We start from the raw sequence: 12,105 nt of genomic DNA on the forward strand, positions 1-12,105 counted from the left end.
AGGTTCATCGAGGAGGAGGAGATCCGGTTTCAGAACAAGGGCACGAGCAAGGGCAACACGCTGCCTCTGACCACCGGAGAGTGTGGTAACCGGCAGATCAGAGAGGGGTAGGATACCCATTAAACTGAGGACCTCATCAACCCGGAGAATCACCTCATTATGAGGTAATCCTCTCCTCTTGAGACCAAATGCAACGTTTTTCGATACCGAAAGGTGAGGGAAGAGTGCGTAGTGCTGAAACACATATCCTACATTCCTCCGCTCAGGTGGGGAACAGATCCCCTTTTCAGAATTATAGAGGATCTGCCCACCAAGGTTTATCAATCCGGAATCAGGATGCATTAGCCCTGCAAAGATGTTCAGAACCGTCGATTTTCCCGCCCCATTATCACCGGTGAGGACGAGTATCTCACCAGGACCAAGACCGATCTCGAATGTGAGTTCGAAGTCCCTGAGTCTCCGTCTGAATACTGCTTCTAACAACGGTATACACCTCTTCCAGAGAAAAATTTTACAATAACGATCACACCAAACGAGATGACCACAAGGATGATTGAGAGCGAAAGTGCGGCATTGAGATCCGACTGCATTGCAGTATAAATAGCAAGCGGCATCGTCTGTGTCCTTCCGGGAAAGTTACCCGCGACCATTATCGTTGCACCAAACTCCCCAAGGGCACGAGAAAAAGTCATTACCGCACCTGAGATCAGTGATGGGAGGGAGAGCGGGATACTTACAAGGAAAAATGTCGCAGCCGGTCCTGCACCAAGTGTTCGTGAAGCATCCTCATACGATCTGTCAACAGCCTCAAATCCTGCTCGTGCCTGCCTGATATAAAATGGACAGGAGACGAAGATCTGGGCAAAAATAACTGCAAGAGTGGTAAATGCTATAGACAATCCGACTTCGTTGAGATATGCCCCTATAAGACCATATCGTCCAAATGCCATCAGGAGTGCAATACCCGCTACTGCCGGGGGAAGGACAATGGGGAGATCGATCACCGAATCGATCACCTCCTTTCCAGGATAGTGAGATCGTGCATGGAGGTACGCAACAGGAGTGCCTGCGATGATCACAATGATGGTACTTACAAGAGCCGTCATCAGGCTGAGAGTAAGGGCTTCGGTGACGATTGGATTTGAGAGGGCATCAACGAATTCACCCGGAGTTATTCTCAAAAAGAGCGCCAGCAGAGGGACCATGATGAACATGAGCAGAAGGACGACCACAATCCCCATCACCACTTTGAGTGGAGAGCCTTCAATCGAGAGATTATTCGTCCAAATCATATTCGTGTACCTAATCTGTAGTCTTCTCCTCTCCAGCACCCATTCACACATGGGTGGGATCAAAACCATACTCTCTCAGGAGAATGCCTCCTTCAGGCCCTGTCAGAAAGTTCACATACTCCTCTGCAAGGTTTTTGTTGGCACTCTCCTTCAGGATACCTGCCGGGTACCTGGCGACGACATTATACGCCTCCGGGATTTCTATCCGGATAACCTGATCATTGTACCTCTTCAGAATGTCGGATTTATAGAGAAATGCTGCATCAGCCTCCCCAAGAATAATTTTTGGCATCACACTACCAACTGACATCTCTTCGGATACAATATTTGAATAGATTGTGTCTACAAACACCGATCCATATTGGGGATCATCTCTGTACTTTTCAAGGATTTCACGGGTATATCTCCCAAATGGCGTCCCATCTGCTCCGATCACCAGACGAACACCAGGATATCCAAGATCCCTGATCTCGGTGATACTTGCAGGATTCTCTACAGGGATAATAACAGCGAGGGCGTTTTCAAGGATAATAACAACGGATTGCTCATCAATACAACCCTTCTCAAGCAGTGCGGTCATCTGGCCCATATCCGCAGAAATAAAAATATCCGCTTTTGCACCATGCTCGATCTGGGTCCGGAGAGCATTGGAGTTGTCGAAGTTGTGAATGACAACAGTTCCCGGATATTTCTCCTCAAATAATCCAGAGAGATCCGTGATTGCTCCTGTGAGCGATGCGGCAGAGAATACTGTGATCTCTTCCTCTGAAATACCACTCCCATCTGTCGGCACCAATCCGGTACAACCTGCAAAAAGTATGAGGAGGATAACAGGGAAGACAAGTACACCTGTTGAAACCGTTCGTCGTATCGTCATATGAAAAATCCTCCAAAACCAAAGAATTTAGCTATTCATCTGAGATGTCTTCGTTAACCTGACTAACACCTCACAGGAACCGGAACAGTCGGTTTCGAGGATCATTCCCAGATTCTCTGCATCAATCTCGATCCAGGGGGGAAGGTGATCACAGACGATCTCAAGGGATGCGAAGTTACCGTCTCGGACAAATCGCTGGAGAACCTGTTTGCTGCTCAGATGAGGTGTTACAACCTGAATATCTTTAATCGATATGACGTAGTTCCCAGGCGTCAGCTCTTTTGGAATGGGTAGATCTCCATCCTCTTGTGCCGGAGGAGATCCGATCCTCATCTCTTCATCCTTAAGAATATGATCGAGAAACTCATCCGGTTTTCCGGAGAGTTCATACATTGAAAGTCCTGCCTTTTCCAGCTCGAAGAAAAGGGCACCACTTGCACTCTCCGCAACAAATACCCTACAATTACCGATGAATGATAGGAGATCCCGTACTTTCAGACGGAGGTCAGAGAGACCCTTCTCTCCATCAAGTGAGAAAGGCATGCAACGATCCGCCTCCCAGATACACTCCATCTTCCTGAAGACGACGATGAAACCGGGATCAGAGAGCCGGGTGCACTCCCCGCTCTCATTCAGAATAGTTGCAACTTCAACGGGATCTTCGATATGATTCTTCCTGCACATCGTCTATATCTCCAGCCTTTCCACAGGAGTTCCACCTTCAATATGCGAGTCCACGATCAGAGGGACATCATCCAGAGTAACAGAGCCATACCAGACATTATCCGGGTAAACAACTACTATAGGTCCTTTCTCACAGATACCAAGACATCCGGTACTGCTGATGAAGACCTCCCCCCCAAGCTCCCGATCGTCAATCTCTTCAATAAATCTCATAAGGATCTCTGATGAGCCCTGTGCATTACAGAACCCTTTCTGCATGCCGTTCTGCCGAAAGCTTGAACAGACAAAGATATGTTTTACTGGCTTCTCCATCTCAATAACCTCCTTTACCCCTTGTCTCTTCAAGACAGTGCTGCCGATATGATCCGTACTTCATCTCAAGCAATGCATTGGTAAACCGATCCAGAAATGAGAGTGTGCCTGCATATCCGGCAGATCGGATACGCTGACCACCAATCCGATCATGGATAGGAAATCCGATACGTAGTACAGGTATACCTCGCCGTTCCGTCAGGAAACGCCCTCCTGAGTGGCCGACTGCCACATTCACCCGTTGGTCTTCAACAGCTTGATCGATTGCGGCAAAGTCCGTCCCCTCAAGGAATATCGTCTTCTCACAGGCATCAGGCAGTATCGGGGAGAGGAGGGTCTCAAGATTGCCGGTCTTTGTCCCGCTTGCAACCACGAGTGGAGTCGCCCCGTTCTCTGCACACAGGGTACAGAGTGCATAGACAAGTTCAGGTTCACCATAGATGAGAGGCCTCCCTTCGGCATTGTATTTATGTGCATCTGCCATACCATCGAGGAGCCAGCCCCTCTCAAGGAGAAGTACCTCCGGAACCGGTCTGCCACTCAGTTCCGAAAGAACTGAAATGAACCGATCGGTGTTCTTCAGACCAATCGGTAAAGGGAGGGAGAACAACGGAACATTATACTTCCTTCGGAGGAACTCACCAGGAGAGAGTTGTTCTGGACAGGTGAGTCCAAACTGGATCGTCGCCTGTGCACCGGGCATCCGTGCGATATCTGCCGGGACCGTTCCTCCGGGCGGAATCTTCTGATAGTTCCCTCCAAACGGCCGGTCCATCGTCATTGAGTAATCCGGGATCAGTGTATATTCTATACCAAAGAGGTCGATGATCCTCTTGATCTCACGGATATCCGCCGGGCTGATATGAGGGATAATGATATTAATTCCCGATGTTTCGGCGGTGGCGCGTGCATAGTGCTCAATGATTCGTCTCGTTGCAGACCAGAAACCTTCGGTATGGCTAGCGCTGTAACTTGGGGTAGGTACCGGGATGATATCCACACCCTGAAGATTTCGATCATGCTTATATGCCGAGATCATCAGGTCAAGGTCCTCTCCCATCGTCTCGGTGAGGCAGGTGGTCAGGATGCCGATGACAGAAGGATTGTACACCCGGATCACATTATCAAGGGCCTTCCTCAGATTTGCTTCACCACCATGAATCGTCTGCTTCTCGTTTAATGCAGTAGACGCAATATCAACCGGTTCATGATAATGCTCCACATTTGAGAGGCGCATGTAGGTGCTGCAACCCTGTGAGCCATGAATCAGAACCATCGTCTCCTCAATCCCTTTGAATGCAATGACACCTCCAAGGGGCATGCACATCTGGCACTGATCCTCGTTGACCGATCGTACCTGGTGATCACTCGTCATGACTTCCATCTGCTGCCTCCATATTGAACGGGGATCGGATATGACCCCACACCGGTGTACAGGTTGTGATGTACACCTCACGGGCGAAGTTTATCGCACCATCAAATCCGGCAAGACACTCTTTTCTGTCGTGATTATGATCCACAAACCCAACCCCGAGCTTGGTGGCAAGTACACGCTCCTTGACACCGCCAGCCATCACATCGACCTTCTGCTCAATGAGAAACTTCTCGATCTCCGCAGGGTTTGCATCATCGATGATGATCGTCCCTTCATCGAGAAGATTGCTCAGATTCTCGTACTCTTCCGGTTTTCCGGTCTGTGTACCGGTCAGGACGATCTCCATTCCAAGCTCCCGAAGCTGACGGATGATAGCGACTGCTTTGAAGGCCCCGCCTACATAGATAGCTGCCCTCTTTCCCACGAGCTTCTCTTTATACCATCGAATTCCCGGCAAAATACGCCCCATCTCACGTTCAATGAGGATTTCAGTTCTCCTGATGATCTCCTCATCGTCATAAAACCGGGCGATCCGTCTCAAACTCTCGGCTGTATTCTCTGCTCCGAAGAAGTTCACACTCATAGAGGGGATACCAAACTCCTCTTCAAGTCTCATTGCCAGCCAGTGCATCGATCCGGTGCACTGTACCAGGTTTAAAGATGCACCCGGTGCCTGCTTCAGTGCAGCAACAGATGAGTCTCCGGTAAAAGCCACATTTATACCAACTCCCATCTCCTGAAGATATCCTTCGATGAGCCACTTCTCCCCGCCAAGGTTATACTCACCAAGGAAATTGAGTTTCTTCGTCTTCTTCACATCAACACCATCTTTTGGCGTGATCAGACGGAGGAGGGCATCAGCAGCTGCACGATAGCCGACGATCTTATTCCCCGAACTAAAACCTGTCGACTCAACCGGGATGACCTCAGTCCCATGCTTTTCTGATGCCAGCTTACAGACCGCAACGATATCATCACCTATCATCCCTGCAACACAGGTTGAGTAGACAAATATTGCAGGGGGATGATATTTCATCACAATCTCGTCAATACAGACAGCAAGCTTCCGTTCACCTCCAAAGATAACATCCCGTTCCTTCATATCTGTCGAGAAGCTCTTTCGGTACATCTCCGAACCGCTTGACAAACTCCCTCTGATATCCCACGTGTACGTCGCACACCCGATCGGACCATGAACAAGGTGAACGGCATCGGTCACAGGATTCAGAACAACCCTTGCACCACAGTAGACACAGGCACGCTGACTGACAGACCCTGCAAGGCTGTCGTCTGCACAATGGATGTTGGCTCTGCTCTTCCCGGAGGCAATGATGGAGCCCTGGCGTTCGTTGATGAATGCCTTCGGCTCCACGGAACAGGTATTTTCCACTATATCACCATCCTCTCTTGTAATCTTCAAAGGACCAGTTCGAAGTCTTCATCCGTAGAGTCGCGATCGCGACGCTCAAGGAGGGTGTTACTGATCTGCTCGATGAGCCTGAGACATCCGCGATATCCTACAATCGGCATCAGCGGGTGAACCGCACGATCAAAGATAGGAAATCCGACTCGCACAAGCGGGATATCCTCGGCACGGGCGATATACTTCCCATGAGTTGTACCAATCAGGAGATCCACAGGGCTCTCCCTGATCCATAGTTGGAGATCAAGGAGATCGGCATCTGCCTTTACCCGGCAGTCAGTAAGCCCGACCTCTGCCAACATCTCCCAAATCTGTTTTTCAAACAGGCTACCAGGGGTACCGGTGATGATATACTTTGGAACCATCCCCATCGTCAGCAGGAATTCGGTGAGGGCTATTACCGTATCCGGATCACCAAAGACCGCAACCGTCCTCCCCTGATAATGATGATGAGTATCGATGAGGGTATCGATCACCTGTCCACGTTCGATCTCCAGGGATCTTGGGACGGCAACTCCAAACGCTTCTTTCAAAGCCATAATAAGCGCATCAGTTGCCTTCAGGCCGATTGGAAGTTTCAGTGGAATCCCCGGAACGCCGCACTTCTCCTGGAGAAGTGATGCGGCAGCATCAGATGCAAACGATCCCAGAGAGAGGGTAAGCTTTGAGTTTCCGGAGTCACGGATATCTTCAACTCTTGATCCTCCATCAGGATATTGTTCATACCGGCTCGTCAGGGGTGCATCAAGGACACCGGAGGTGTCAGGAAAGATGACAGATTCAACCCCCATCTCTTCTACAATCCTGCGTATCTCCCTGACATCACCTGGATTAACAAATCCCGGGATTATATTCACCCGGTTCTTCTTTTGAGTTCCATCTGATTCTGCCAGATAGGAGACGATCCCTCTGCACATATTCGAAAACCCTGTGATGTGGGACCCCTGATAACTTGGGGTGTTGGCATGAATAACGACCTTCCCTTCAGGAACCTCCGACTGTTTGATGATCGTGGAGAGATCATCACCTATCGTCTCCGAGAGGCAGGTGGTATGGACAGCGATGATGTCGGGGTTGTATATCTCAAAGATATTCTTTATTGAAGTCTTAAGATTCGCAGCACCGCCAAATACTGAAGCTCCTTCGGTGAAAGAACTGGATGAGGCGAGGACCTGTTCACGGAAATGCCGGGTAAGTGCCATACGGTGGTATGCACAACACCCCTGTGATCCATGACTGTGTGGAAGGCACCTGTTGATACCAAGTGCTGCATACATCGCTCCGAGAGGCTGACATGTCTTAGCGGGATTGATCTTTCCAACAGTATGATCAATCGCTTTTCTCGGAATACATTCAAGCATCACTATCACTCCGATTACCATTTTTTTCCTCCCAGGGAGGAGTGATCAACTTCCATGCAGGGGTAACCAGTGCATCTGCCACATCCCGGGCGAATATGACGGCCCCGTTGAAACCTGCATACGGACCGCTATAGTCGTACGAATGCAGCTGTTTTGAGGGGACACCCATCTTGTGGGAGATATACTTATCCCTCACCCCAGAGAATACCAGATCCGGTTTGAGTTGCCGTATCATCTCTTCAGCCTCGTAATGGTTCACATCATCCACCATGATCCGACCCACCCGCATGATCGGGTACATCCCCTCGTAATCTCCAAGAGGGACCTGGGCCGCGATTGTATCATACTGTTCCTTTGATAGACCAAGATGAAGATGTGCCTCCTGATAGAGCGCTTCATCCGGGGTCAGATGAAGTTCAGGGATGTTCTTTGAGTCTGCATCAGTCTTGATCGTCGGGATGACATCCCGCCCTTCATAATCGTCACGGTGAGCAAACTCATAGCCTGCGACAATGACCTCCATACCAAGATCACGGAGCAGATACTGGTAGTGATGACTTCGTGAGCCGCCAACATATGCAAACGCAGTCTTTCCATTACAGATTTTACGGAACTTTTCAAGTGCGGGGGTTATCCGGGCCAGTTCACGTTCGATGACAACCTCAGTCATCCGGGTGAGTTCCGGGTTGTTGAAGCAGGTGGCCATATCCCGAAGGGTCTGTATGGTCGCATTCACCCCGATAAAATTCACCTTCAGCCAGGGAGTACCGTACTTCGTCTTCATCATCTCGGCGATATAGTTGATTGAACGGTGGCATTGTACAAGGTTGAGATCTGCGAAGTGGAGATCTTTAATCTCTTCGTAGCTAGAGTCTCCGGTGAGGATACAGTTTACCGTATATCCGATATCCGTCAGCATACGTTCAATCTCCCATCCATCACCACCGATGTTGTACTCACCAAGGAGGTAGATAACAAACTCTTCTGTCCGCGGATCAGTTCCGGATCCGATGATCCTCTCCATCAGGTTATTATTTGCGATATGGTGACCTGCAGACTGGCTCACCCCTTTATACCCCTCACAATTATAGGCAATTACCGGGATGCCATGCCGTTCTTCGGCTTCTTTTGCAACAGCACCCATATCATCTCCGATCAGACCGATGGGACATGTCGCACAGATATTAATCCCTCGTGGTGAAAATATCGCAACAACCTCATCGATCATCTTTGCGAGCTTCTTTTCTCCTCCAAAGACGATGTCACTCTCCTGCATATCGGTGGAGACGCAGAGGTTTGTGTATATCTTTTCCGGAGGGGTTCGATCATCCGAACGTGCCTTGTTCCGTCGGGTTCCCCAGCTGTAGTAGCCACATCCGATAGGACCATGGGTAATCGTCACCATATCCTTGATCGGACCGATAACCACGCCTTTACAACCTGCGTATGCACACCCCCGCTGTGAGATGATACCGGGAATTGTCCTTGTATTCGCCTCAATTTGCGGACAGGCTGCAGATTCTGCAGATTTTATAATGATATGCTTCTTCCGGTTCTTCCTGACTTTATCCGGATATGGTGTCATCATCTCGTCTATGTGGACTTCAGTTACCGTCATGCACTCACACCCCCCTTCCTCACCAGATCGCCGCCTCTCCGGTCTCACCGGTTCTGATACGGATCGCATCAAGAACTGGCAGCACAAAGATCACACCATCTCCGACACCACGATCTGTCTTATTCGCAATCATTATCCCTTCAATAACTCTGGGAACATCCTCGTCATGGACGAGAATGGTGAAAAGCCGCCTTGGAAAGAGACGGGTTCCATCAAGGAAGGTCGTAATCTCCTCTTCAGTATCATGAAGATCCAGGACATCGTCGACTGCCATCTCCATGAGTCTTGTTTTACACGGCATGATCACCTCATTGTCCTCGACCTTGCGCCCTCTACCAAGCACTCTGATCGCGGTAAATCCTGCAACTCCCGCAGAGATCAGGGCCTTCTTCGTTGCACCGGTCTTTTTCATCCGTACTATTGCCAGAATTTCTTTCATTCATATCCCTCAGTGTCACTGAAGAGTCATCTTCCACCTACGACGATCAAGACTGTACAGTACCAGTTATACTTCCAACACCAGTCCATGCCGCATCCCCAAATAGTTGGGAGGCTGATCCTGACCACCTGAAGAGAGTTCATCCCCTGATCATGCAAAGCACAGAATCAGGAAGCTCTCTTTAGAGATGATCCGGATCAGACGAAATGCACATTATGATCTGACGTCTTTCATAATCCCGCAACCCCCTTTGAGACGGTATATGCCTCCTCCATCGGAAGTACGAAGATCTTGCCATCGCCATACGATCCGGAAGTTCCGGTCTTTGCTGTCTTCATAATGATCCCAACAACTGCTTCTTTTGCTTCATCCGGGATAGCCATCAGTATCAGGGTCTTTGGAATTTCGTCATAGACGACTCCGCCGATTGTTATTCCCTTCTGCTTCCCCCGGCCAACGACATCCATAATGGTTGCCGCATGATACCCCGCCTCAGACAATGCACTCAATACTTCGTCCTTCTTCTCCGGCCGGATTATTGCCCGTATCAGTAACATACGATCACCTTATACCTGGATTGTTCCTCACATTGCTCCAAGAAACCCATGTTCCATCATCAGTTCCTCTAGCCGCTCCTGTGCCATCGGTTTTGGGATCACAAAGTGTGTATTGCCATCGATTGCCGCTGCAAGGTTGCGGTACTCCTGAGCCTGGTTTGACTCGGGATCAAAGTCTATAACCGTCTTTTTATGAATTTCAGCCCGTTGCACGAGATTGTCACGCGGAACGAAGTAGATGAGCTGCGATCCGATCTCTTCTGCAAATGCCTTGAGGAGTGCGTGTTCATTGTCAACATTCCTGCTGTTACAGATGATGCCTCCGAGCCGTACTTTGCCATTTTTTGCATACTTCTGAATACCTTTCGAGATGTTATTCGCTGCATACAGCGCCATCAGCTCACCAGAAGCGACGATATAGATCTCTTCTGCTTTCCCTTCACGAATCGGCATGGCAAACCCACCACAGACCACATCTCCAAGGACATCGTAAAAGACATAATCGAGATCATCGGTATATGCGCCGAGCTGTTCCAGGAGGTTGATAGATGTGATAATACCACGACCGGCACAACCGACACCCGGCTCAGGCCCTCCCGACTCAACACATTTTGTTCCACCAAATCCCGGTTTGAGGATCTCATCAAGTTCGATATCATCCCCTTCATCCCTCAGGGTGTCCAGAACCGTCTTCTGGCAGAGGCCATGAAGCAGAAGACGGGTGGAGTCAGCTTTAGGATCACACCCGACCACCATCACATTCTTACCATTATCTGCAAGTGCCGCTACCGTATTCTGAGTGGTCGTCGATTTTCCGATCCCACCTTTTCCATATATTGCAATTTGTCGTTTCATCGTGAACCTCGTTTTTTCATCTGAACTTCCCTGATAGCTCTCAATAATCGATAGTCTGAGAGATCTCATTTCGACACCACATCACACGGGATTTACCCGATCATTCGGTTGAGATCACCATTTTAGAATGAAATCAAGGTATTCTGTACACCCACACCCTGCGATCAGTCGCATCAAACCTCCTCTCATCATACTGTTTACAGTATAGAGTCTCTTTAGAAGTATTTATAAGTACACGTAGGAATATTCCTTCCATCGTGAATCAAGCGAAACGCGATAGTATCAGATCAACCCACAGATGAAAAAAATAGCAGAATAAAGCCACTAAATCGCTTTTTTTCCGGAACTGAACCTCCACAGTAGGGAGAAAAACGCGCCTGCCTGAGAGGGGTTCTTCCCTCTTCAGATCCCGCAGGAGTGCCTGTTCCGCCTGAAGTACTGCTGATGGTACTCCTCGGCAGGCCAGAAACGATCGGCAGGCAGGATCTCTGTGACAATACGCCCACCAAACCTGCCGGATGCGTTCATCCGCTCCAATGAGGCGACAGCCTTCCGGAACTGTTCGTCTGTCCGGGTGAAGATGGCAGACCGGTACTGAGTACCAACATCCGGCCCCTGCCGGTCTTTCGTCGTCGGATCATGAATTGACCAGAACCGGATCAGCAGATGATCGTACCCGACAACCATCGGATCGAACGTCACCTCGACTGCTTCGGCATGGCCTGTTCTGCCGGTGCATACCTGTTCGTAGGTCGGATGCTCTACCGTGCCGCCGGTATAGCCGACACGGGTTGAGACGACACCGGCAACCTCAGCAAATGCCGCTTCCACACCCCAGAAACATCCGGCAGCAAACGTCGCCTTCTCCGGTTCCATCATACCACCTCAGGCAAACCGCTCGAACCGCTCTCTGGATACATTACAGATCGGGCATTTCTCCGGCGGGTTTATACGGGCACAGAGATAGCCACAGACCTTGCAGCGCCAGATCGGTTGGGAGAAGCCGGATGGCTGAGATGAGGCAGATACGCCTTTTTTATCCCTATCAGCCCTGGAGGGTCGCCGTTCGGGAATAGGCTGCACCTCCTCTCTCCCGGTCTTTACCGCGAGTGAGACATAAAGAGAACAGTAACAGGCACCAAAATCATCGAGATCGGCATCACGATAATCACAGGGGCAGATAATGTCGAGGTCATCCTCCTTCTTCCCAAATGAAAGGCGGCAGGGGCATGCAGGATACCCATATCGCCGGGTATTCACGATCAACCCTTTGACAAGTGCCTTCACCGCATCTGAATCAGGGCTCAGGTGA

At 49.8% G+C, this 12,105-nt stretch carries 14 protein-coding genes; all 14 read right to left on the reverse strand.

Annotation, left to right across the window (positions count from 1 at the left end):
• A partial coding sequence (locus Q7V06_RS02670; RefSeq protein WP_304837681.1) for an ATP-binding cassette domain-containing protein occupies positions 1-483 on the reverse strand: 483 nt, incomplete at its 3' end.
• On the reverse strand, positions 477-1,292 hold the full coding sequence (locus Q7V06_RS02675; protein ID WP_304837684.1) for an ABC transporter permease: 816 nt from the start codon (positions 1,290-1,292) through the stop codon (positions 477-479). The genes Q7V06_RS02675 and Q7V06_RS02670, both read right to left, overlap by 7 nt.
• 43 nt (positions 1,293-1,335) lie before the next feature.
• Positions 1,336-2,169 (reverse strand): molybdate ABC transporter substrate-binding protein, encoded by an 834-nt coding sequence (gene modA, locus Q7V06_RS02680; protein WP_304837688.1) that lies wholly within the window; start codon positions 2,167-2,169, stop codon positions 1,336-1,338.
• A gap of 27 nt (positions 2,170-2,196) precedes the next feature.
• Positions 2,197-2,853, reverse strand: coding sequence for a Fe-only nitrogenase accessory AnfO family protein (locus tag Q7V06_RS02685; protein WP_304837691.1), 657 nt, complete (start codon positions 2,851-2,853; stop codon positions 2,197-2,199).
• 3 nt (positions 2,854-2,856) lie between these two features.
• Entirely contained in the window at positions 2,857-3,165 is a 309-nt protein-coding gene (locus Q7V06_RS02690; protein WP_304837694.1) for a (2Fe-2S) ferredoxin domain-containing protein, read from the reverse strand.
• Between the two features lies 1 nt (position 3,166).
• Entirely contained in the window at positions 3,167-4,549 is a 1,383-nt protein-coding gene (locus Q7V06_RS02695) for a nitrogenase component 1 (RefSeq protein ID WP_304837696.1), read from the reverse strand.
• A complete protein-coding gene (nifE, locus tag Q7V06_RS02700; RefSeq protein WP_304837699.1) occupies positions 4,530-5,930 on the reverse strand; it encodes a nitrogenase iron-molybdenum cofactor biosynthesis protein NifE in 1,401 nt (466 codons plus the stop codon). Before nifE ends, Q7V06_RS02695 begins: the two co-directional genes overlap by 20 nt.
• 26 nt (positions 5,931-5,956) lie before the next feature.
• Entirely contained in the window at positions 5,957-7,345 is a 1,389-nt protein-coding gene (locus Q7V06_RS02705) for a nitrogenase component 1 (protein WP_304837702.1), read from the reverse strand.
• Positions 7,317-8,942, reverse strand: a complete 1,626-nt coding sequence (gene nifD / locus Q7V06_RS02710) for a nitrogenase molybdenum-iron protein alpha chain (RefSeq protein WP_304837705.1) — start codon at positions 8,940-8,942, stop codon at positions 7,317-7,319. The genes Q7V06_RS02705 and nifD overlap by 29 nt, the downstream gene beginning before the upstream one ends.
• A gap of 19 nt (positions 8,943-8,961) precedes the next feature.
• Positions 8,962-9,381: a P-II family nitrogen regulator gene (locus Q7V06_RS02715; RefSeq protein ID WP_304837708.1), complete on the reverse strand. Its 420-nt coding sequence runs from the start codon at positions 9,379-9,381 to the stop codon at positions 8,962-8,964.
• Between the two features lie 230 nt (positions 9,382-9,611).
• Complete coding sequence (locus Q7V06_RS02720; protein WP_304837711.1) at positions 9,612-9,938, reverse strand: P-II family nitrogen regulator; 327 nt, start codon at positions 9,936-9,938, stop codon at positions 9,612-9,614.
• Positions 9,939-9,965: 27 nt separating this feature from the next.
• Positions 9,966-10,793: a nitrogenase iron protein gene (nifH, locus tag Q7V06_RS02725; protein ID WP_304837715.1), complete on the reverse strand. Its 828-nt coding sequence runs from the start codon at positions 10,791-10,793 to the stop codon at positions 9,966-9,968.
• Between the two features lie 402 nt (positions 10,794-11,195).
• The gene (msrA, locus tag Q7V06_RS02730) at positions 11,196-11,669 is read right to left on the reverse strand and encodes a peptide-methionine (S)-S-oxide reductase MsrA (protein ID WP_304837718.1); all 474 of its coding nucleotides are present in this window, start codon (positions 11,667-11,669) and stop codon (positions 11,196-11,198) included.
• 9 nt (positions 11,670-11,678) lie between these two features.
• Positions 11,679-12,105: ferredoxin-thioredoxin reductase catalytic domain-containing protein (locus tag Q7V06_RS02735; protein WP_370650800.1), on the reverse strand; the 427-nt coding region annotated here is incomplete at its 5' end.

The organism is Methanocalculus sp. (assembly GCF_030651615.1).
Taxonomy (GTDB): domain Archaea; phylum Halobacteriota; class Methanomicrobia; order Methanomicrobiales; family Methanocorpusculaceae; genus Methanocalculus.